The organism is Lacticaseibacillus suihuaensis, assembly GCF_054785075.1.
The window spans coordinates 1-22,750 of sequence record NZ_BAAGBJ010000009.1 but is presented as its reverse complement, the minus strand read 5'-3'; the positions used below and the strand labels follow the sequence as shown (position 1 = coordinate 22,750).

Here is a 22,750-nt window from a genome sequence, read left to right as displayed (position 1 = left end):
TTGTGATAGCATTGAGCCAAACAGGTGCAGGGGGAAAAACGATGGCGAATGCGATTGATATGCAGTTGGATCCGCAGCTGGCGGCACAGCTGGCGACATATTGTGCCGGGCATCACGTGGCCCCGGAGGCGGTGGCCGAGGTGGCGCTGCGAACGTTTTTGGCTCGCGGCAACGAGGCCTTGGCCCAGATGATTAGCGGGTACTTGGACATGGGCGCCTTGAACACGGAGATCTGCCACGAGTTCACGGCGTGTGAAAGCGAGGCCTACGCCCACTTGGCGTAGTGAGCAACGGAGGGGTCATGGAGGAATCGGTCAAGCGCGGGGACGTGTTTTTCGCGGATCTGTCACCGGTGGTGGGTTCGGAGCAAGGCGGCTTGCGGCCGGTGCTGGTGATTCAAAACAACGTGGGGAACCGCTTCTCCCCGACGGTCATCGTCGCGGCAATCACGTCGCGCATCACCAAGCCGAAAATGAAGACGCACGTCGGGTTGCGCGGCGACCAAGACGGCATCGAGCGCGACTCGGTGGTGCTGCTCGAGCAGATTCGCACGATCGACAAGCAGCGGCTGATGGATAAAGTGACCGCGCTGTCGGCGGCGCGAATGGCGGAAGTCGACGCGGCCCTGGCGGTGTCGGTGGGGCTGCGGCCGCTGTAGCGCCGCGGCGCGACCCGCGGGACCTGGCACCAACCGGCGGGACCCGATTGCAAGACGGCCCTTGGACTTCGGTTCCAACTGACGCGACCCAACGAGACGGACGCAAACGGCGGCCTGCAGGTTAATTCTGCAGGCCGCCGTTGCTGTGCCAGACGGGTCGGGTCCAGGGCGATGGCGCGGCTGGCTCGCGGCCGCTGGCGGCCATCACGCAGCGGGGCGTGGCCGCGGCCGGCGCAAGCGGCGCTCGGGGTTGGCGACACACAAAGGGTACCGCGGGTTGCCCCGCAGTACCCCGATTGCGATTGAATTGATGAACCGCCCCACCGACAGGGCAGACTGCCCCCGCCGGCCGGTAATACCGATTCAGTTGGTGTTACGCACTGTGGTGGAGCCGGCAGTTGCGGATCATTGGAGTCAAACCAGGGCTGTTTTCTTTTGCGCGAATTTCTCCAGCGCTAGACGCTCACGCCGCGGACGTGGTCGACATAGGTCGACGTTCATCAGATGAGAATGATAGTCACCGTAGACTGCCTTGAGCTGCGCTTCGGCCGTGCCAGCCGAGAGGCGCTGCGGAATTCTACGCTGATAGAATAACACCGAGCCGTCACTTTTGCCAAGCAATTCGACTCGCAATCGTGTAAATGTTTGGTAAATGTTGTGTAAATAAAATAACGCTTGCCGATACAAAACAGCGCCGCCCGGGTTGAGCCTGGGCGGCGCTGTTACAGGTATTCGTCGGGTTAGCGGCCACCGGCCAGCAGGGTGGCGACGTTGTTCAGCGCGTCTTCGGCCACCTTCAAGGCGTCCGGATCGATGCTGAACTGCGGCAGGGTCGCGTCGGTGTAGTGAAGCAGCGAGCTTGCGCGAGCCGCCATGTCGTACCAGTTTTGGAACGGCATCTTGTTGATCGCGCCGTTGACCGAAGACGGGGTGATGGTCAACAGCTGGTTGATCACGAGCTTCGCCTGAACGAAGGCGTCTTCCGGCACCTGGGTCATGGTCGCGGCCTTGGAGGCGAGGTTGAACAGGCGCATCGCGATGTTCAGAATCGGGCTCTTGAAGCCGCTGGTCGGGACCACCGCGGTCGGCCGCTCATCCAGCAGGTACTTTTGCAGCCCGACCATCGCGTAAAGCGTGAGCTGATCGCCCAGCTCGGCGCCGATGTCGGCAAGCCGCACCATGCCGGCGGTTTGCATCTGCGCCGCGGTGAAGAACATGGCGGCGTGGCTGGCAAAATCGCTGTACTGAACGCCAATCGTGTTCTTGGAATCGGCGGTGCGGAAGAAGAACGAGATCTCGCGGCCGGTTTGCGACTTCAGGTAGGCGTGCAGCATCCGGGCGGCGAGGCCCAGCTGCTCCGTGGCGATTTCGCTGCGCTGGTCGAGGGTGACCCGCACTTTTTGCGGCAAAACGGGCTGGGCGTCGATGATCCGAAGCAAGGCGGCGACGTATGGGTACATCACGCCGAAGCTCATGCTGAAGTTGCCGGCGTCCGAAAGCGGGGAGTAAACGGTGTAGACCTTCACGGCCGGATCCAGCGCATGGGCCATCATCGCCTGAATCTGGGCGCTGGACTTGCCCCGCGCCTTGACCTCGTCGCCCGGCTGCCAGCCGAACGGGTAAAGCGTGTTGGTGAAGCTGTCCAGCGCGTGGTCGTCGGCGGGGTCGATCACCGTGGCGCCAATGGACATGTTGCGCTGGTAATCGGAGCCGCCGCCGAAGGACTCGTCCATGAACACCTGCAGCGTGGTGCTGCTCGGCCGCGGCTTTGCGGCCGGCTTGGCCGGCTGCTGCGGGGTGTTTGGCTGGCTTGCCTGTTGCTTGGGCTGGTCGTTTTGCTTTGCGGCCTGCTGCTTGGGCTGGTCGTTCTGCTTAGCGGCCTGCTGCTTGGGCTGGTCGTTCTGCTTTACGGCCTGTTGCTGCTTAGGCTGTTCGTTTTGCTTTGCGGCCTGCTGCTGCTTAGGCTGTTCGTTTTGCTTAGCGGCCTGCTGCTGCTTAGGCTGATCGTTTTGCTTTGCAGCCTGCTGTTGCTTAGGCTGTTCGTTTTGCTTTGCAGCCTGCTGTTGCTTAGGCTGTTCGTTTTGTTTGCCGCCCTGGTGCTTGGCCTGGTCGCCGGTTTTTCCCGTCTTGGTTGACTTCGGCCGGCCCGGCTTGCGCTTGGTGTCGGCGGCTGGCGTCGGCTGAGCGGTGGCTTGCTCGGCCGCGGCCGGTGCGGTTTTGGCCGGGGTCTGGTCGGCGAGTTGGGCCTTGCGGGTGGCCTCGAAGTTGGCCTGCTGGGCGCCGGGTTCCAGGCTGCCGACCGGGTTCTTGGCGGCCTGTTGCGGTGCGTTGCGGTTGGCCTTTGGCTGCTCGGCCTGGGCCTGTTGCTTCGGCGCTGCTGCGGTGGTCTGGGCCTGTTTTGCCTGGCTGGCCTTGGCCTGCTTGGTTTGCTGGTTTTGCGCCTTGGTGGCCTTTGGTTGGTCGTTTGGCTTGGCGGTCTGGGTCTTGGCCTGCTTCGACTGGGTGGCCGTCTTGCTTTCGCCCTTCGCCTGCTTGGACTGCGCCTTGGCAGCCTTGGCTTGGTCGCCCTTAGCCTGGGTCTTGGCGGCCTGCTTGGCCTGAGCCTTGGTGTCCTTGTTTTCGGCCTTGGCCTGGGTCTTGGCGGCCTGTTTTGGCTGAGCCTTAGTGTCCTTGCTTTCAGCCTTGGTCTGGGTCTTGGCGGCCTGTTTTGGCTGAGCCTTAGTGTCCTTGCTTTCAGCCTTGGCCTGGGTCTTGGCGGCCTGTTTTGGCTGAGCCTTAGTGTCCTTGCTTTCAGCCTTAGCCTGGGTCTTTGCGGCCTGCTTCGGCTGGGCCTTTGCGTCCTTGCTCTCGGCCTTGGCCTGCTTGGGCTGCGCGGTCTGACGCTTGGTCTGGGACGCGGCTGGCTGGGCCGGCGTCTGCTTGGCGTCCGGCTGTGCGGCGTTTTGCGCAGCGGCGGTCGCCGGCTTAGCGTCCGGCTGGCCTGGGGTCGCGTTTTTCTCCGCCGCTTCCGAATCGAAAATGGTGAAGGTGTGTTCGGCCGGGGCCACCGGATGCGCCTCGATGAAGCGGTTGATCTTGAACATGATCGGCCGGCTCATCGGCGTGTCCTTGAGCACCTTGCGCATGCTCGAAGGCGAAATGCCGATCAGCTTGGCCGCCTGGGTCAGGCTCAGGTGCTCCGCCGTCATGATTTGCTTGAGACGGTACGCGATTGCTTCTGTCATTCAACTACCTGCTTTCCTGCTATCTGCAGCGATTTTTTCAGTTACCTCTAGCGTACACCAATCGGCCCTAATTTGCAGAAAATCTCTGGACAGCGCCGCGATTTCATGCAAAACTTAACCGTCGTGGTTCGAAATTCCGCCCACGTAAAAAAACTAGGAGGCTTTATTTATGAATCAAAAAACCCGCTCGCTTGCGGTCAATGCCTTAGTCATTGCGCTGTACGTCGTGCTGTCGTGGGTGTCGGGGCTGTTCAGCCTCGCCGCCGGGCCCATTCAGTTTCGGCTGTCCGAATCGCTCAACCACCTGGTCGCGTTCAACCGCAAGTACATCGTCGGCGTCACGCTCGGCGTGGTCTTGTACAACGCGCTGTTCTCCCCGATGGGCTGGGTCGACGTCGTGTTCGGCGGCGGCCAGACGCTGCTCGGCCTGGGCCTGGTTTACTGGCTCGGCCCCAAGTGCTCAAAGCTTTGGCAGCGCATGGCCCTGGTCACGGCCAGCATGTCGTTGACCATGATTATCATCGCCTGGGAAATCGTGTGGACCGGCCACATGGGCTGGGACAAGCTGTTGCCGATGTTTGGGACGCTTTTGCCGTCCGAGCTGGTGATGCTTTTGATCTCCGCGCCGGTGATGCTCGCCATCGACCGCGCCGTTCACTTCGCCAAGCGCGTCGAGGCCTAATTCAAACCCAAAACAAAAAGTCGCCTGCTGGCGGCTTTTTTCATTGGCTGATGTCAAACGCGGCGACTTCAGGCCTGCTCGGATTCGAGCCGCAGCGGCTGGCCGCTTTGCAGGTCGTCGATTTCTACCACGCGAAAATGCTTGCGCTCGAGCTTTTTGACGCAGAGGTTCAGCGTGGCCTCGTCAATGCCGGCCGGCAGGGTGAACAGGGTGCGACGCACGACCTCGCCGCGCTTGCCGTCAAGCGTCAGGCAGCCGGAGATCGAGACGTAACGCGCCAGAATCTTGGACATCGCGGCCAGGTCGCCGCGCTTGCCGGTCGACATCACGGTCATGACGTACGAGCTGACGTCGATGTTCCAGGAATCCGACAGCATCGCGAGCAGCCGCGAGTGGGTCAGGATGCCGTAGAAGTTGGCGTTCTCGTCCAACACGGCGATGTACGGCAGGTCCTTGATGTTGAAGAACACCTTGAAAAACGGCGCGTTGACCGGAATCGTCTTGGTCGCGTTCTTCAGCAGGTAGGTGACGGGCAGGGACATGTCGCCGCCCTGCGACTTGTGGCGGTACAGGTGCATCTTGTAGATGTTGCCGCGGAAAATCTGGCCGCTTTCGTCCACGATCGGGACGCACCGGAACCCGGAGTCCTCGAGTACCTGCAGTGCCTCGGCCAGCGTCACGGATTCCTTGACGGTGGTCAGGAGCTCCTTTTTCAGTACCAGTGATTTGGTTAACATGATGCCCTCCATCGGTGCAACGATTATTAAATCTCTCTCATTTTAATCCATTTTACCATAATCTGAGCGATGCACAACCCCGCTATGACTGCACTGGCTCGCGATTGGAGGAATATGAGAGAATCAATTACTAGGAATGAATATAGTGATAGCCGCCGCGCTTTGCCCCGGTCTTTCAGGGGCGGGGACACCTTCGCGCAACCTGCGTGACGCGGCGCCGGTTTTTGCCCTGGATCGTCGGGCTGCGTCCGGCAACGCGGGAGCGGCTAGCTACGCCGCGTCACTCGGGGCCAAGCCCGGGCCCCGAGTGACGCGGCTAGGCTAGCCGTCCCGATAAATGCGACGGCTTTTGCCCTGGGGCCAAAAAAACTCCCCCACCTTTTTCGATGGGGGAGTTTTCAGTTAGGTCTGATTGGATTACTGACGGGTCTCGATGTCGTTCTTGGCAAAGGCGTCGTCGATAATCTTCTTCAGCTGAGCCGCGGACTTGTCCATGGATTCCTGTTCGTGGTCGGTCAGCGGGATTTCCAGAATGTTCTGGATCCCGTTGGCGTTAATCACGGCTGGGGAACCGATGTAGATGTCGTGCTGGCCGTACTGACCGTCCATGTAAACGGACAGTGGGAGAACGGCGTTTTCGTCGTTCAGGATGGCCTTACTGATGCGGGCCAGGGCCGTTGCGATCCCGTAGAAGGTGGCACCCTTCAGCTTGATGATTTCGTAAGCGGCGTCACGCACGTTTTCGAACATGTCAACCAGCTTGGATTCATCAATTTCTGGGTGGGACTTAACCCATTCGGAAATCTTGATGCCGCCGATGTTGGCGTGGGACCAAACAGGGAATTCGGTGTCGCCGTGTTCACCCATGATGTAGGCGTGGACGGAACGGGCATCGACGCCTACCATCTCGGCGATGGACTGACGGAAACGCGCGGTGTCCAGAGAAGTACCGGAACCAACGACGCGGTTCTTAGGGAAGCCGGACAGCTTCCAGGTCGCGTAGGTCAGGATGTCAACCGGGTTAGCCGCAACCAAGAAGATGCCGTTGAAGCCGGACTCAACGATCGGGTCAACGATGGACTTCAAGATCTTCAGGTTCTTGTTAACCAGGTCAAGACGGGTTTCGCCAGGCTTCTGAGGGGCGCCGGCGGTGATGACAACCAGGTCAGCATCCTTAGCGTCGCTGTACTCAGCGGAGTAGATGGTCTTTGGCGAGGTGAATGGAAGCGCGTTGCTCAAGTCAATCGCGTCACCCTTCGTCTTGTCCTTGAAAATATCAACAATCCCGATTTCCTGGGCGATGCCCTGCAGAACCATTGCGTATGCGTAACTTGAACCAACGGCGCCGTCACCAACAAGAATTACTTTTTGGTGATCTTTGTTTGCGTTTGCCACGGTGATATCATCCTTTCGTATTTGCCTTTGTGCAATTCATCTTGAAGTATAACACATTTGCTCAGAGGTGCGCACGTTTTGCAGAAAAAAATCGCGACCTTTTGAAAAGCGTTACATTTGACAAAATCCCGGTTTGTGGGGATTTCTGTGAAATTGTTCACTGTGTCGCGACTGTACTTGCAATCGTTTACAATAACACCACCTGAAACTTGCACACCGCTTCCATGGCCGCCGTTGACCGGTTTCGACTGTAATAAATGCACCAATACACCGTTCGGAGAACTGTACTTATTTTGGCTGGGCAAACTAACACACGCAGCGGCTCGTGCAAGCCCCGCCGTTCTGGTATACTAGAGGCGACCTGGAAGGGGTACTTTCCGGCTTTTTTGCGTGAACGGAGGAAATAGACTTTGAAAATGATCGTTGGCCTGGGCAATCCAGGCTCTCAATACGCGAGAACCAAGCACAATGTCGGCTTCATGGCCGTCGACCGGCTGGCCGCCGAGTACGGGGTGACCATCGCCAAGCAGGAGATGAACGCGCTGACCGGCAGCGCCTTTGTCAACGGCCAAAAGGTCCTGCTGGTCAAGCCGCAGACCTTCATGAACGACTCCGGCCGGGCGGTGGGGCAGCTCAAGGCCTTCTACCAATTCGCACAATCGGAGATTTTGATCATCCAAGACGACATGGACATGACGATGGGCCGGCTGCGGCTGCGGCAAAAGGGCTCGGCCGGTGGCCACAACGGCATCAAGTCCATCATCAACGTGCTGGGCACCCAGGACTTCTACCGCGCCAAGATTGGCATCCAGCACCCGACGCGCCAAAAGGTCGTCGACTGGGTGCTGACGCCGTTCGATAAGGACCAGCAGGTGGACATCCTCAGCGGCATCGACAAGCTGCAACTGGCGGTGGCTGATTGGCTGGGCGGCGCCGACTTCGCCGCCTTGATGAACAAGTACAACTGACACCACCCGGCCGGTTCGGCAAGCGGCGACGTTAACATGGAGGAAACATGGATCTGATCACATTAATGGCGCAAGCGCCTGAGCTTGCGCCACTTTGGCCGCAGTTGAAGGCCGGTCGCCACCTGTTGACCGGCCTGAACGGCTCGGCCAAAACCCTTTTTCTGGCGGCGGCGGCCAAGACCCTGAACCGCCAGCTGGTGGTGGTGGAAAACAACCGCTACCACGCAGACGAACTGGTTGCCGACTTGACCGGCCTGCTCGGCGCTGAGGCGGTATGGTCGTTCCCGGTCGAAGACGTGATGGCCGCCGAGGTCGCCGTTTCGTCGCCGGACACGCTCAACGAACGCATCAACACGCTGAGCTTTTTGGCGACCGCTCGCCCCGGCGTGGTGGTGACCAGCCTCGCCGGGTTGCGTCGCCAGCTGGTGCCCAAGGCGACCTGGCAGGAGGCCGCGCTGCACCTGGACCTGGATTCCGAGATCGAGCCGGCCGAGCTCGCGGCGACGCTGGTTGCGATGGGTTACCGCCGCGACAGCCTGGTGGGGACGCCGGGGCAGTTCGCTATTCGCGGCGGCATCATCGACATCTACCCGCTCAACGCTGACAACCCGGTTCGCATCGAGCTGTTCGACACGGCCGTCGACAGCCTGCGCGAATTCGACATGGGGACCCAGCGCAGTATCCAAAGCATCGACCACCTGGACCTCGCCCCGGCGACCGACCTGATTGCAACGCCCGAGGTCCTGAAGGCGGCCGGCGAACGTCTGCGGACGCAAGGCCTGGCCGCCAAGGCGAAGGCCAAGACCAAGGTCGCCAAGCAGGCTTTGACCGACGGGGTGCTGGCGGTCGCGGAACAGCTGGCGCTGGGCGAGCGGCCGGAGGAGCTGGCGCTTTACATGGCCGCGCTGTACCCGCAGGCCGCGACGCTTTTGGATTACCTGCAAGAAGACGCGCTGGTGGTGTGGGACGACTTCACCAAGCTGGCTGACACCGACGTCACCTTGCTTCAGGAAACCACGGACTGGGCGGCCAGCTTGCAGGAAGGCGGCCGCCTGGCCACGCTGCCGACGCCCCAGTCGCTTCAAGACATCGACCGCACCGACCGCCGCACCCACCTGTACCTCAGCCTGTTTCAAAAGGGCATGGGGAACTTGCGCCTGCAGTCTTTGACCAACGTGGCCAGCCGCAACGTGCAGCAGTTCTTCAGCCAGATGCCGCTGCTCAAAACCGAGGCGGACCGCTGGCGCAAGCAAAAGCAAACCGTGGTCTTCCTGGTTCAGGAGGAAGCCCGGCTGACCAAGCTGAACCAGACGCTGCGCGATTTTGAGGTCGACACGGTGATCAGCCCGGCTGACGATTTGTTGGAGAACACGCTGCAGCTGACCGTCGGCAACCTCCAAAACGGCTTCGAGCTGCCCAGCCTGCACCTAGTGGTGGTGACCGACCACGAGCTGTTCAACGCCAAGATGCATCGCAAGGCGCGACACCAGACGCTGGCCAACGCCGAGCGGCTGCGGTCATACACCGAGCTGACCCCGGGCGATTACGTCGTTCACGTCAACCACGGGATCGGCCAGTACGTCGGCCTGCAGACGCTTGAGGTCGACGGGGTTCACCGCGACTACATCACGATCGTCTACCAGCAAGGCGACAAGCTGTTCATCCCGGTCGATCAGCTTCACTTGGTCCAAAAATACGTGGCCGCCGATGGCAAGACCCCAAGGATCAACAAGCTGGGCGGCTCGGAGTGGCAAAAGACCAAAAAGAAGGTCGCCGGCAAGATTGAAGACATCGCCGACGACCTGATCAAGCTCTACGCGGCGCGTGAGGCGGAGCCCGGCTTCGCCTTTGCCCCGGACGACGACCTGCAGCGCCAGTTTGAGGCCGAGTTCCCGTACCCGGAGACCCAAGACCAGCTGCGGTCGGTGGCCGAGATCAAGCAGGACATGGAGAAGCCGCGGCCGATGGACCGGCTGTTGGTCGGCGACGTCGGCTTCGGCAAGACCGAAGTTGCGCTTCGGGCGGCCTTCAAGGCGATCGAAAACGGCAAGCAAGTCGCCTTGCTGGTGCCGACCACGATTTTGGCCCAGCAGCACTTCGACACGATGAGCGAACGCTTCGCCGATTTCCCGGTGACCGTCGGCATGCTGTCGCGGTTTCGCACCCCCGGGCAGATCAAGGAGACGCTGGTCGGCCTGAAGGAAGGCACGGTTGACATCGTGGTCGGCACCCACCGGCTGTTGTCCAAGGACGTGCAGTACAAGGACCTCGGGCTTTTGATCGTCGACGAGGAGCAGCGCTTCGGCGTCAAGCACAAGGAGAAGCTCAAGGAGCTGCGCCACAACGTTGATGTGCTGACTTTGACCGCCACGCCGATTCCGCGAACGCTGAACATGTCGATGCTCGGCGTCCGGGACCTGTCGGTGATCGAGACGCCGCCGACCAACCGCTACCCGATTCAGACCTTCGTGATGGAGCAAAACCGCGGCGCGATGCGCGACGCGATCGAACGCGAGCTGGAACGCGGCGGCCAGGTGTTTTACCTGCACAACCGGGTTCACGACATCGAAAAAACGGTGGCGGAGGTCGAGGAACTCGTGCCCAACGCGACGGTGGCCTACGCGCATGGCCAGATGACCGAGACCCAGCTGGAGAACGTGATCTACGACTTTCTCCACGGGGCCTACGACGTCTTGGTCACGACCACCATCATCGAAACCGGCGTCGACATGCCCAACGTCAATACGCTGATCATCGAAGACGCTGACCACTACGGCCTGTCTCAGCTCTACCAGCTGCGCGGTCGCATCGGCCGCTCCAGCCGCGTCGCTTACGCCTACTTCATGTACAAGCCCGATTCGGTCCTGAGCGAGGAGGCGGAAAAGCGGCTGCAGGCGATCAAGGACTTCACGGAGCTTGGCGCCGGCTTCAAGATCGCGATGCGCGACCTATCGATTCGCGGCGCCGGCAACCTGCTGGGCAGCCAGCAGCACGGCTTCATCGACGCGGTCGGCTACGACCTTTACACCCAGATGCTCAATGAGGCGGTCGCCCGCAAGCTGGGCCACAAGGCCAAGCCGCGCTTTGATTCACAGATTGAGCTTGCGCTTGAGGCCTACCTGCCCGAGGATTACGTCGCCGACTCGAGGCAAAAAATCGAGCTGTACAAGCGGCTGCGCGAAAGCACCACCGAGGCCCAAGAGGACGAGGTGGCCGACGACTTGATCGACCGCTTCGGCGATTACCCGCAGCCGGTCACCAACCTGCTGGCGATCACGCGCCTGAAGCGCTTCGCCGACGCCGCCCGGGTCCAAAAAATCACCCAAAGTGGCAACCAGCTGACGCTGCGGCTGAGCAAGCAGGCCAGCGCGAAGCTGGGCGGCCCGGCCCTGTTCAAGAAGCTCGACACCACCAAGCTCAAGGCCCGAGTGGCCGAAGACGGCGGCGAGCTGGTCGTCACCTTCCTGTTGTCCGGCCACCCCGATTGGCTGCGCGAGCTGACCGCGTTTTGTCAAACGCTGGCGGCCTGACGTATACTAGGTGGGGCGTGGCGGCGCAACCGGAGCTGAAGACTCGGGCTTTGCAGCGGGACGGCCGGTCGCCGGGACCGCCGTCAAGGCGTGGGGCGGCGACTGAACGACTCGTGCGTGGTCACCGCTGGCCTTGCACCGGGGGCGGCGGAGACCGCACCCCCAGAAACTGCAGTGAGTGAGGAAAGCGATGCAAAATGACCAGATGAAATCCCTGATGCGCGGCGCGTGGATCCTAAGCCTCGCCGCCTTGGTCGCCAAGGTCTTGAGCGCCGTCTACCGGGTGCCGTTCCAGAACCTGGTCGGCGATACCGGCTTTTACGTCTACCAGCAGGTCTACCCGCTGTACGGCATCGGCATGACCTTTGCCTTGTCCGGCTTTCCCGTGTTCATCTCCAAGCTGATCGCCGAGGCGCGTGAGCCCGAGACGCAAGCGGAAATCACGCACCGGGCGTTGGTTTTGATGACCTGGCTTGGCCTGGCGATGTTTCTGGCGCTGGAGCTCGGTGCGACTTGGATCGCCCGGTTGATGGCCGACGTTTCGCTGACGCCGATCATCAGAAGCGTCGGGCTGATGTTTTTGACCATGCCGGTGCTGTCGACGGCCCGGGGGTACTTCCAAGGCACCTTCGACATGACCAAAACGGCGCTGTCGCAGGTGGTCGAGCAGATTGTGCGGGTGGCCGTGATCCTGGTCGCCGCCTGGGTGGCCTACAAGCAGCACTGGGACCCGTACCGCATGGGGACCTGGGCGATGAGCGGCGCCTTTTTCGGCGGCCTGGCCGCCTTGTTGACCGTGTGGTGGGCCTACGCCAAGGTGTTTGCCCACAAGCACTTCGCCTTTGCCGGCTTTTCCACCTACCTGGCGCTGTTGCGGCGCTTTCTCAAGGAGGGCGGCTCCATCGCGCTGTTCGCCACGATGCTCATCGTGCTGCAGCTGGTGGATTCCTTCACCGTGACCCGCGGCCTGGCGACCGCCGGCGTCGCCCCGGCGGCGGCCAAGGCGCTCAAGGGGGTGTACGACCGCGGCCAGCCGCTGGTGCAGCTGGGGCTGGTGGTCGCGACGTCGTTATCGGCGACGCTGTTGCCCAGCCTGACGCGCAGCGCGGCCAGCGGCCACATGGGACGCTTCTTGGCCACGGCCCGGCAGCTGATTCACTTCAACCTGTCGCTGTCCATGGCGGCGACTTCGGGGCTGATCGCCTTGATGCCGTTGATCAACTGGCTTTTGTTCGGCGATCGGCAAGGCACGACGACGCTTCGGATTTACGCGCTGAGCATCGCCTTGGTCGCGATGATCAACGCCTACAACGCGATTTTGCAAAGCCTCAACCGCTTTCGGGTCACGACCTACGCGCTGTTTTTCGGCTTCGTCGTCAAGCTGCTGTTGAACCTGCCGCTGGTGGCGGTATACGGCACGGAAGGCGCGGCGATTGCGACGGTGGTCAGCCTCGCGGTGATCCTGGTGGCGCTGTACATCCAGCTGCCGGATGTGATTCGGCGGCCGGATCCGCACCAGTTCGAGCTGCGGCTGCTGTTGGTGATCGCCGGCATGAGCCTGCCGGTCCATGCGCTGGCGGTACGGCTGCCGTACCAGTCCCGCACGGACATGTTCTCGCTGGTTTTGGCCACCGTGTCGGTCGGCGTGATCCTCTACGTCGGCCTAGCCGCCTTGGTCAACCTGTACTCGATTCGCGAGGTGCTGGCCTTTCCGATGGGCCGGCGCTTCCTCAAATTCTTGCACCGTCTCAGAAATAGGAAGGAAAAATGACATGCGATTAGATAAATACCTGAAGGTCTCCCGCATCATCAAGCGCCGCACCGTGGCCAAGGAGATCGCGGACAAGGGCCGCATCACCATCAACGACAAGGTCGCCAAGTCCTCCAGCGAGGTCGGTATCGGCGACGTTTTGGTCATCGCCTTTGGCAACAAGACGCTGACGGTCAAGGTCACCGCCTTGGTCGAAACCACCAAAAAAGAGCTGGCCGCCGACATGTACACGGTGGTAGGCGAAACTTACAAAGAAAATTAGCCAATCGTGTGCGTCGCGCGGGATTCTTTGCTATACTGAGTTTAATTAACGAGGTTAGGTGGGGTCCGCGATGCAGGCGATTCGACACGTCCAGTTCAAGGCACCAAAGCAGGTCAAGACGGCCGGTCACACGCGGGTTCACCGGCGCCGGCTGGTGTCGCTTTTGCTCGCGCTGCTGGTGATCTGCGGCGTCGGCGGCTACCAGCTGTTTTCGACCCACCAGGCCATCGCCACCCGCAGCGTGGCGGTCAGCCGCGCCAAGCGCGACCTGGCCCGGGTCAAGTCGCAGAAAAAGGCGCTCAACGTCCAGATCGATCAGCTGAAGAACGCGGATTACCTGGAGAAGCTGGTGCGTCAGAAGTACGCGATGTCCAAGAAGGGCGAAACCATTTTTACATTACCGGGTGAATAGCCGACACGTGAGCCGATTTGCGACAGCTTGCTTGCGTGTCGGCTTTTGCATGGTATACTAATAGACACAATTCACTAGGAGGGCAACTTTTTATATGGCAGTTGAAGTCGGCGCAAAAGTTTCTGGCAAGGTCACTGGGATCACGAATTTTGGCGCTTTTGTTGACTTGGGAGAAGGCAAAACGGGGCTGGTTCACATCAGCGAGGTCTCGGATGCCTACGTCAAAGACATTCACGACGTCCTGACGGTGGGTGACACCGTGACGGTCAAGGTGATGTCGATCAAGGACGGCAAGATCGGGCTGTCCATTCGCAAGGCGGTCGATGCCCCGGCCGGCGCCCACGGCGGCGCCCCGCGCGGCGGCCACACCGGCGGCCCTCACGGCAGCGCCCCGCACCAGGGTGGCGCCCCACACGGCAACGGCGGCTCGAACTTCGGGCACGGCCCAAAGCCGCACCGCGACAACGGCCGCGGCGGCTTCGGCAAGCCGCAGGCCCCGAAGGACGATTTTGACGGCATGATGTCCGGCTTTCTTAAGGAAAGCGAGGACCGCCTGAGCAGCCTTCGCCGCAACACCGAAGGCAAGCGCGGCGGCCGCGGCGGTCGTCGCAGCTGATTGACAGACCAAACTGGGCGCCTCCTCGCCGTTGCGAGGGGGCGCTTTTTTACGCCGCGGCGCGTGGTTGGGCTGACCCACCCGGGCGGCGCCTCGGGGTCACCGCTGCCTGTTGACTTGACCGCCGTTGGGGCCGGGCCCGGATTTTCGGGCGGCGCCTCGGGGCTTGTCACCTGGGCGACGGCTTGGCAGAATGGGACCTAAGGCGGATGGTTCATTCGGGTGCGTATGCTATGGTGGATGACATCCTGTCATATCGGAGGTGTGAGATGCTAGACGGTGAGGCGCTGATGGCGCCGTTCGGACTACCGGCCCAGACGCCGGTGCTGCTGGCCGTGTCCGGCGGCGTGGATTCCATGGTTTTGATGACGCTGCTGGCGCCGCTCCACGGCAACCAGCTTCGAGTGACGGTCGCCCAGTTCGACCACCAGCTGCGGCCGACCAGTGCCGCCGAGCAGCGCCAGGTGGTCAGCTACGCCAAGGCGCTGGGGCTGGCGACCGTTTGCGGCACGTGGCCGCAAGCCGCACACCCCAAGCGGGTGACCGAGGCGGCGGCGCGAGCGGCGCGATACGCGTTTTTGACCCGCGCGGCGGCCGAAGCCGGCGCCAAGGCCATCGTCTTGGCTCACCACGCCGATGATCAGCTGGAGACCCTGCTGTTTCGCCTGCTGCGAAGCGGCTCGGCCCAAGGCGCGGCCGGGATGCGCCCGGTGCAGCCACAAGGCACCGTCACGCTGTTGCGGCCGCTGCTCGCCGTGCCGAAAAAGGTGCTGCGCGATTACGCCGCCGCCCAAGCGGTGCCATACGCGGAAGATGCCAGCAACACCGACCTGCGCTTCACCCGCAACTGGTTGCGCCACACCATCGTGCCTAGGCTCAAGGAACGCAGCCCCCAGCTGCTGGCTCACGCCAGTCGGCTGAGCGTGGAGCAGGCGGGGGTGCTTGAACTCGCCAACCGCCAGGCGGATGCGCTGCTGCTTCAGGCGACCGGGCCAACCGGCGTCGACTGGCGCCGGCTGGCCGAAGAGCCAGCGGCGGTGCAGCGCGTGGTGCTCGAGCGGCAGCTGGCCGCCTGGCAGCGCCACGCCGATCAGGCAATCGTGACCGCGATGTTGGCCGCACTGGCCGAAGCGGCCGGCACCAAGGCCTTCGATCTCACCGGTGGCCGCGTCTGGGTCAGCTACGCCACGCTTTGTCAGGCGCTGCCCAAGCCCGTGGTCCAGCCCAGCGTGACGCTGGAAGAAGCCGAGCAGTGGTACCCCATGGCAGCCGGCCGCGTCGGCCGCTTCAGCGAGCGGCCGCCAGCCGCCATCGCCTGGGGTCTGGTGCCGGCGGGGCCACTGGTGGTGCGAACCGGCCAGCCCGGCGACGTCGTGCTTTTGCCCAGCGGCCACACCAAGCCGCTGCGGCGGCTGTTCATCGACGCCAAGGTGCCGCGGCCAGAGCGCCACGCGAGGCTGGTCGCGGCCACGCCGGACGGGGTGGTGTGGGTGCAGGGAAAAGCCTTCGCTGAATTGTTTCAGGTTCCCCGAACTGATATAATTCAAGCTGTACTAGCATTTCAATCCCCATGCCAAAGGACGGATGACGATGAATGATGATATCCTGAAAGTGCTGTATTCCAAGGCCGACATCGCCGCAATCACCACGCGGCTGGCCGCCGAGATCAAGCGCGATTACGCGGGGCGCAACCCGCTGGTCGTCTGCATCCTCAAGGGCGCCATCATGTTCATGACGGACCTGGTTCGCGCGGTGGACGATTACCTCGAGGTCGACTTCATGGACGTGTCCAGTTACGGCACGGCGACGGAAAGCTCCGGCGAGGTCAAGATCATCAAGGACCTGGACACCTCGGTGGCCGGCCGCGATGTGCTGATCGTCGAAGACATTGTCGACACTGGCCGGACGCTGAGCTACCTGATGAAGCTCTTTGAGACCCGCGACGCGGCCTCCGTGAAGATCTGCACGTTGATGGACAAGCCCGAGCGGCGCGTCAAGGACGTCCACGCGGATTACGTCGGCACCATGGTCCCCAATGAATTCGTCGTCGGCTACGGGCTGGATTACGCGGAGCGTTACCGCAACCTCCCGTACATCGGGGTCTTGAAACCCGAAATCTATAATCACGATTGACCTTTATTTCACCGGCCGGTGGTGTATGATTGAACTTGCGTTGAAGCACCACGGACCACTTTTTTCGCTAAATGTTGCTGGAGGTTATGCATGAATAAAAAACAAAATGGGTTATTCGGGAGCACGCTGTTTTACGTCGTGTTGTTCGTGATCCTGGTGACCAGCTTTGCGCTTTACCTGCGGGGAAGCGGCGGCAGTCAGACCCAAGAGCTGCAGTCCAGTGAGTTCATCTCACAACTGAAGGACAATAAAATCAAATCCTTCGAGGTGCAGCCAAGCGGCGGCGTCTACAAGGTCTCCGGTGAGTACCGCACCGAGCAGAAGATCAAGGGTGCCACCGGTGGCCTGAGCCTGCTTGGCGCGACCAGCACCACGACCAAGCGCTTTTCCGCCTACCTGCCGACCAACGATTCGACGATGGCGACGGTGCAAAAGGCGGCGGAGGCCAACGACGTCAAAAGCGACACCCTGACCGAGTCGCAGTCCGGCGTCTGGCTCAGCCTGCTCATCACCGTCGTGCCGCTGGTTCTCTTCATGGTGTTCTTCTACATGATGATGAACAACGCCGGCCAAGGTGGCGGCGGTAACGGCCGGGTGATGAACTTCGGCAAGTCCAAGGCCAAGCAGGCCGACAAGAAGGCCAACAAGGTTCGCTTCTCCGACGTCGCCGGCGCCGAGGAAGAGAAGCAGGAGCTGGTCGAAGTCGTCGAGTTCCTGAAGGATCCGCACAAGTTCTCCGGTTTGGGGGCTCGCATCCCGGCCGGGGTCCTCTTGGAGGGCCCTCCTGGTACCGGTAAAACGCTGCTGGCCAAGGCGGTCGCCGGCGAGGCCGGCGTCCCATTCTTCTCGATTTCCGGTTCGGATTTCGTCGAGATGTTCGTCGGGGTCGGCGCGTCGCGTGTCCGTGACCTGTTCGATCAGGCCAAAAAGAACGCCCCGTCGATCATCTTCATCGATGAAATCGATGCCGTCGGTCGCCAGCGTGGCGCCGGCATGGGCGGCGGCCACGACGAACGCGAGCAGACCTTGAACCAGCTGCTGGTTGAGATGGACGGGTTCACCGGCAACGAAGGTGTGATCGTCATGGCGGCGACCAACCGTTCCGACGTGCTGGATCCCGCGCTGCTGCGGCCGGGCCGTTTTGACCGGAAGATTCTGGTCGGTCGGCCGGACGTCAAGGGCCGCGAGGCGATTCTGAAGGTCCACGCCAAGAACAAGCCGCTTGCGGCCGACGTCGACCTCAAGGAAATCGCCCGCACCACCCCAGGCTTCGTCGGGGCGGATCTGGAGAACCTGCTGAACGAGGCGGCCCTGGTGGCGGCCCGGCGCAGCAAGAAGGAAATCGATGCGTCCGACATTGACGAGGCCGAAGACCGCGTGGTCGCAGGCCCGGCCAAGAAGGACCGCGTGATTTCGGAGAAGGAACGCAACATGGTGGCCTACCACGAGGCCGGCCACGCCTTGATCGGCCTGGTGCTGTCCGACTCCCGCGTGGTTCGCAAGGTCACGATCATTCCGCGCGGCCGCGCCGGCGGTTACGCCATCACGCTGCCTAAGGAAGACCAATTCCTGCTGACCAAAAAGGACATGACCGAGCAGATTGTCGGCCTGATGGGTGGTCGCACCGCCGAGGAAATCATCTTCGGCGTCGAATCCACCGGGGCCTCCAACGACTTTGAGCAAGCGACCCAGCTTGCCCGGGGCATGGTCACCCAGTACGGGATGACCGACCGCCTCGGCACCGTCAGCCTGGAATCCGACGGCCAGCCGTTCGTCGGTGCCAGCTACGGCCAGATGCCGGCCTACTCGCAGGAAACCGCCGCGGCCATCGATGACGAGATTCGCAAGATCATCGCCGACGCCCATGAACAGGCGCGTGAGATCATCGAAAGCCACCGCGAGCAGCACAAGGCGATCGCCGAGGCTCTGCTGAAGTACGAGACCTTGAACGAGAAGGAAATCCTCGAGATTTTCAACACGGGCAAGATGCCGGAGAAGAGCCAAGACGAGTTCCCAAGCGAAAAGGCGGCCACCTTCGAGGAGGCCAAGAAGGCCCTGGAGCAAAAGGATGCCCAAAAGCAAGCCGAGGAAGGCGACACCGCGCAGCCAGCCGATAAGACGCTGACGCCGGCCGACCCGACCACCCAAGACGCCCCAAGCGGCGACGCGGATGCGCCAACGGACCAGGAAACACCGGATTCAAGCGACGACCACGATAACCAGTGATTGCCAAGACCCTGCCACGCGGCAGGGTCTTTTGCTTGGGGCAAGTGCGGCAGCAAGGGCCGCAGCTGGGCTACCCGTCATGCTGACTGCGCGGCCTTCCGCCCTGGTTCGTCGGGCTTTGGTCGGCAACGCGAACGCGACTAGCTAGCACTGGCACTCGAAGCAAGGACCGCTTCAAGCGCCAGCGCCACGCTACTCGGTTCGCTAACTGCGCCGACCTACGCCCTGGTTCATTTGGCCCCGCGGCCACAATCTGTTATCATATTGACGGTTAACAAGGAGAGAGAAAATGGCAGATACAATGATTACGGCGGTCACGGCAGACGGTTTTTTCCGCGTCTTTGCCGTTGACGCCACGGCGACGGTGCAAGAGGCGCAGCGCCGCCACGACACGTACCCGGCGGCCACGGCCGCCTTGGGTCGCACCTTGGTCGGCACCAGCCTGCTGGCCGCCGCCGGCCTGAAAAACGAAAACGACCTGCTGACGGTGCGGGTCCAAGGCGACGGCCCGGTTGGCGCCTTGGTCGCAGACGGCACCGCCAACGGCACGGTGCGAGGCTACGTGCAGCACCCGCATGTCAACCTGCCGCTGAACCAGGTGGGGAAAATCGACGTCGCTCGGGCGGTCGGCCACCAAGGCATTTTGGCCGTCACCAAGTACGTCGGTGTCGGCAAGCCCTTCACCGGGCAGGTGCCGTTGGTGTCCGGTGAGCTGGGCGAGGACTTCACCTACTACCTGGCCAAGTCCGAGCAGATTCCCGCGGCGGTCGGCCTGTCGGTGTTCGTTAACGCGGATAACACGGTGCAAGTGGCCGGCGGGTTCATGATTCAGGCGCTGCCCGGCGCCACCGACGCGGCCCTGACGGCGCTTGAAACCAATGTCAAAACGCTGCCGCTGGTCTCCGAAATGTTGCGCCAGGGCCTGACCCCGCGGCAGATTGCCGCTCGCGCCACCGGCGATAATGCGCTGGACGTGCTGAGCGAGACGCCGCTGCGTTTTGCCTGCACCTGCAGCAAGGGACACTTCGCCGATATCATGGCGACGCTTGCGCCCAGCGACCTGCGCGAGATGATTGAAAAAGACCACGGCGCTACGGTGACCTGCAAGTTTTGCGGCAGCACCTATTCCTACACGGAAGCGGAACTAAGCGAGTTTTCGAGAAAGGCGGAAGCGCATGACTGACACACTGTCCTGGCAGATCGGCAACGTGACGATCCCCAACCGCGTGGTGGTGGCCCCGATGGCGGGCATCACCAACGCGGCGTTTCGCGTCACGGCCAAGGAGTTCGGCGCCGGCCTGGTGGTCTGCGAGATGATCTCCGACCGCGGCATCATGTACCACAACCAAAAAACCCTGAGCATGCTGTTCGTGGATCCCCGCGAACACCCGATTTCCATCCAGATTTTCGGTGGCACCAAGGAGACCTTGGTCAACGCCGCCAAGTTCGTGGATCAAAACACTGAGGCCGACATCATCGACATCAACATGGGCTGCCCGGTGCCCAAGGTGACCAAGACCGACGCCGGGGCGCATTGGCTGCTGGATCCCAACAAGGTCTACGAAATGGTGGCCGCGGTGGTCGACGCGGTTCACAAGCCGGTGACGGTTAAGATGCGAACCGGCTGGGACGAGGACCACATCTACGCGGTCGACAACGCCCTGGCCGCCGAACGCGCCGGCGCCTCGGCCCTGGCGATGCACGGCCGCACCCGCAAGCAACTATACTCCGGGAAGGCAGACTGGGAGATTTTGAAACAGGTGAAGGCCCAGCTGCACATTCCGTTCATGGGCAACGGCGACGTTCGGACCCCGCAGGATGCCAAGCGCATGCTGGACGAGGTCGGGGCCGATGCCGTGATGATCGGCCGCGCGGTTTTGGGCAACCCCTGGCTGCTCAAGTCGGTCGAGGAATACCTGCGTTCCGGCGTCTTAGTGCCGGAGCCGACCCCGCGGGAGAAAATCGCGACGGCCAAGCTGCAGCTGCACCGCCTGGTTGACCTCAAGGGCGAGGACCTGGCCGTGCGGGAGTTCCGCTCCCAGGCCGCGTATTACCTGAAGGGCATTCCCCGCGCCGCTCGCACCAAGGCGGCGGCGATGAGTGCCGAAACCGAGCAGGCGGTTGACGATATCTTCGACGCGTTCGTCGAGGAGAACGAGCAGCGGCCGGTCGGGCGGTAGTTGCTTTTTGCCAACAGTATGGCAGAATGAGACGAGAAAGATCGGAGGAAAACATGGCAGAACAGCAAAATGAATTGAACGACCAGATGAAGGCGCGGCGCCAGAAGATGGACGCGCTGCGCGAGGCCGGCATCGACCCGTTCGGCAAGCGGTTCGACCGCACCGACACCGCCCAGGGGCTGCACGACAAGTACGACCAAGAGGACAAGGAGCAGCTGTTGGACAACACGCCGACGGTCACCATCGCCGGGCGCATGATGTCCAAGCGTGGCAAGGGCAAGGTCGGCTTCGCCGACCTGCGCGACCGCTCCGGCCGCATCCAGATTTACGTTCGCAAGGACATGGTCGGCGAGGAGAACTACCAGATCTTCAAGAAGGCTGACCTCGGTGACTTCCTCGGTATCGCCGGTGACGTGATGAAAACCGACGCCGGGGAGCTGACGGTTCGCGCCACCCACCTGACCCACCTGAGCAAGGCACTGCGGCCGCTGCCGGACAAGTACCACGGTCTGACCAACGTGGAGCAGATTTACCGTCAGCGCTACTTGGACCTGATCGCCAACGACGACAGCTTCGAGCGCTTCGTTCGGCGCAGCAAGATTGTCAGCGCCGTGCGTGAGTACCTGGATTCCAACGCCTTTTTGGAAGTTGAGACCCCGGTTTTGCACAACCAGGCCGGTGGTGCCTCGGCGCGGCCGTTCATCACGCACCACAATGCGTTGAACATCGACTTGTACCTGCGCATCGCCCTGGAGCTGCACCTTAAGCGCCTGATTGTCGGCGGCATGGAGCGGGTCTACGAGATCGGTCGCGTGTTCCGTAACGAAGGCATCGACACCAAGCACAACCCGGAGTTCACGATGCTTGAGACTTACGCGGCTTACTGGGACCTGACCGATGTGATGGACGAGACCGAAGGCATTTTCCGCTTCGCCGCCAACAAGGTGCTGGGCACCGGCAAGATCAACTACCAGGGGCAAGACATCGACCTGGACGCGCCGTTCGCCCGGGTTCACATGGTTGACGCGATTAAGGACCGGACCGGTATCGACTTTTGGCAGCCGATGTCCGTCGAAGACGCGCGTAAGCTCGCGGCCGAACACAACGTCCATGTTGAGTCTTACTGGACGGTCGGCCACATCATCAATGCCTTCTTCGAGGAATTCGTGGAGCCGACCTTGATCCAGCCGACCTTCCTGTACGGCCATCCGATTGAGATTTCGCCGCTGGCCAAAAAGAGCGAGAAGGATCCGCGCTTCGTGGATCGCTTCGAGCTGTTCATGCATGGCAACGAGTATGCCAACGCCTTCACCGAGCTGAACGACCCGATCGACCAGCGCCAGCGCTTCGAGGCGCAGGCCGCCGAGAAGAGTGCCGGCAACGACGAGGCTCAAGGCATCGATGAGGACTACATCGAGGCCCTCGAGTACGGTATGCCGCCAACCGGTGGCCTGGGCATCGGCGTCGATCGCCTGGTCATGCTTTTGACGGATGCTCCATCGATTCGCGACGTCCTGCTTTTCCCGACGCTGCGTCCGTAAGCTAAAAGTGAGCTCACTGAGCTCACTTTTTTGTTTGTGAAAAAAACGAAAATTGCTCATGAAAAGGCGTTAACTATCGCTGAAAATCCAAACATTGAATCGAACGCCTGAAGCACTGGTTCGGGAACCTGAAAAAGTCGCGAAAAATGTTGACGGGTCGCGGTTTCGCTGATATGATAAATAGCGTCGTTGAGGCAATGCGAGCTTGGCCGGCCGGTGATTCGCAACAAGTTGTTGTTGACAGTCGCCTGACAAAATGCTAAGATATCTAAGTTGTCTTATGGACACGGTAGTCCTTTGAAAACTGAACAAAGTTTCGTAAATGTGATAGGGCTTTTCTTAATTGAAAAGAATTAAACATTGCGAAGTCAATTCGCTAGTAACAACAAATCGAGCTATTCAAGCAGCTCATATT

At 61.5% G+C, this 22,750-nt stretch carries 18 protein-coding genes and 1 riboswitch; of the genes, 15 read left to right on the top strand and 3 right to left on the bottom strand.

The annotated features are described in order from the left end of the window. The first annotated feature begins 41 nt into the window (after positions 1–41). Positions 42–284, top strand: coding sequence for an antitoxin (locus tag ACYVRZ_RS08840; protein WP_338085562.1), 243 nt, complete (start codon positions 42–44; stop codon positions 282–284). Between the two features lie 17 nt (positions 285–301). Further along, the gene (locus tag ACYVRZ_RS08835) at positions 302–658 is read left to right on the top strand and encodes a type II toxin-antitoxin system PemK/MazF family toxin (protein ID WP_262316700.1); all 357 of its coding nucleotides are present in this window, start codon (positions 302–304) and stop codon (positions 656–658) included. A 740-nt stretch (positions 659–1,398) separates the two neighbouring features. Here the strand turns inward: ACYVRZ_RS08835 and ACYVRZ_RS08830 are convergent. Continuing rightward, a complete protein-coding gene (locus ACYVRZ_RS08830; RefSeq protein WP_461226253.1) occupies positions 1,399–3,882 on the bottom strand; it encodes a helix-turn-helix domain-containing protein in 2,484 nt (827 codons plus the stop codon). Positions 3,883–3,999: 117 nt separating this feature from the next. Further along, positions 4,000–4,045, top strand: a riboswitch (PreQ1 riboswitch). A gap of 6 nt (positions 4,046–4,051) precedes the next feature. Between ACYVRZ_RS08830 and ACYVRZ_RS08825 the strand changes: the two genes are divergently transcribed. Next, complete coding sequence (locus tag ACYVRZ_RS08825; protein WP_461226252.1) at positions 4,052–4,564, top strand: QueT transporter family protein; 513 nt, start codon at positions 4,052–4,054, stop codon at positions 4,562–4,564. 68 nt (positions 4,565–4,632) lie between these two features. Here the strand turns inward: ACYVRZ_RS08825 and cbpA are convergent, their stop codons facing one another. Further along, positions 4,633–5,301: a cyclic di-AMP binding protein CbpA gene (gene cbpA / locus ACYVRZ_RS08820; protein ID WP_262316697.1), complete on the bottom strand. Its 669-nt coding sequence runs from the start codon at positions 5,299–5,301 to the stop codon at positions 4,633–4,635. 417 nt (positions 5,302–5,718) lie between these two features. After that, positions 5,719–6,696 (bottom strand): L-lactate dehydrogenase, encoded by a 978-nt coding sequence (locus ACYVRZ_RS08815; protein WP_262316696.1) that lies wholly within the window; start codon positions 6,694–6,696, stop codon positions 5,719–5,721. A 410-nt stretch (positions 6,697–7,106) separates the two neighbouring features. On the opposite strand from ACYVRZ_RS08815, the gene pth reads away from it, so the two are divergent. From pth to lysS, 12 genes are all read left to right on the top strand, one after another. Further along, the gene (gene pth / locus ACYVRZ_RS08810; RefSeq protein ID WP_461226251.1) at positions 7,107–7,664 is read left to right on the top strand and encodes an aminoacyl-tRNA hydrolase; all 558 of its coding nucleotides are present in this window, start codon (positions 7,107–7,109) and stop codon (positions 7,662–7,664) included. A 47-nt stretch (positions 7,665–7,711) separates the two neighbouring features. After that, positions 7,712–11,194: a transcription-repair coupling factor gene (gene mfd / locus ACYVRZ_RS08805; protein ID WP_461226250.1), complete on the top strand. Its 3,483-nt coding sequence runs from the start codon at positions 7,712–7,714 to the stop codon at positions 11,192–11,194. Positions 11,195–11,384: 190 nt separating this feature from the next. Beyond that, positions 11,385–12,965: a putative polysaccharide biosynthesis protein gene (locus tag ACYVRZ_RS08800; protein ID WP_461226249.1), complete on the top strand. Its 1,581-nt coding sequence runs from the start codon at positions 11,385–11,387 to the stop codon at positions 12,963–12,965. A 1-nt stretch (position 12,966) separates the two neighbouring features. Further along, positions 12,967–13,227, top strand: a complete 261-nt coding sequence (locus ACYVRZ_RS08795) for an RNA-binding S4 domain-containing protein (RefSeq protein WP_461226248.1) — start codon at positions 12,967–12,969, stop codon at positions 13,225–13,227. Positions 13,228–13,297: 70 nt separating this feature from the next. Next, positions 13,298–13,639, top strand: coding sequence for an FtsB family cell division protein (locus tag ACYVRZ_RS08790; RefSeq protein ID WP_461226247.1), 342 nt, complete (start codon positions 13,298–13,300; stop codon positions 13,637–13,639). A 94-nt stretch (positions 13,640–13,733) separates the two neighbouring features. Further along, positions 13,734–14,255, top strand: a complete 522-nt coding sequence (locus ACYVRZ_RS08785; RefSeq protein WP_461226246.1) for a S1 domain-containing RNA-binding protein — start codon at positions 13,734–13,736, stop codon at positions 14,253–14,255. Between the two features lie 269 nt (positions 14,256–14,524). Then, the gene (gene tilS, locus ACYVRZ_RS08780) at positions 14,525–15,853 is read left to right on the top strand and encodes a tRNA lysidine(34) synthetase TilS (protein ID WP_461226245.1); all 1,329 of its coding nucleotides are present in this window, start codon (positions 14,525–14,527) and stop codon (positions 15,851–15,853) included. Continuing rightward, a complete protein-coding gene (gene hpt, locus ACYVRZ_RS08775) occupies positions 15,846–16,388 on the top strand; it encodes a hypoxanthine phosphoribosyltransferase (RefSeq protein WP_461226244.1) in 543 nt (180 codons plus the stop codon). The genes tilS and hpt overlap by 8 nt, the downstream gene beginning before the upstream one ends. Positions 16,389–16,478: 90 nt before the next feature. Continuing rightward, the gene (gene ftsH, locus ACYVRZ_RS08770) at positions 16,479–18,614 is read left to right on the top strand and encodes an ATP-dependent zinc metalloprotease FtsH (protein ID WP_461226243.1); all 2,136 of its coding nucleotides are present in this window, start codon (positions 16,479–16,481) and stop codon (positions 18,612–18,614) included. A gap of 289 nt (positions 18,615–18,903) precedes the next feature. Continuing rightward, entirely contained in the window at positions 18,904–19,797 is an 894-nt protein-coding gene (gene hslO / locus ACYVRZ_RS08765) for an Hsp33 family molecular chaperone HslO (RefSeq protein ID WP_461226242.1), read from the top strand. Next, on the top strand, positions 19,790–20,794 hold the full coding sequence (gene dusB, locus ACYVRZ_RS08760) for a tRNA dihydrouridine synthase DusB (protein ID WP_461226241.1): 1,005 nt from the start codon (positions 19,790–19,792) through the stop codon (positions 20,792–20,794). Before hslO ends, dusB begins: the two co-directional genes overlap by 8 nt. A 53-nt stretch (positions 20,795–20,847) precedes the next feature. Continuing rightward, positions 20,848–22,335, top strand: a complete 1,488-nt coding sequence (gene lysS / locus ACYVRZ_RS08755) for a lysine--tRNA ligase (protein WP_461226240.1) — start codon at positions 20,848–20,850, stop codon at positions 22,333–22,335. Positions 22,336–22,750 lie beyond the last annotated feature (415 nt).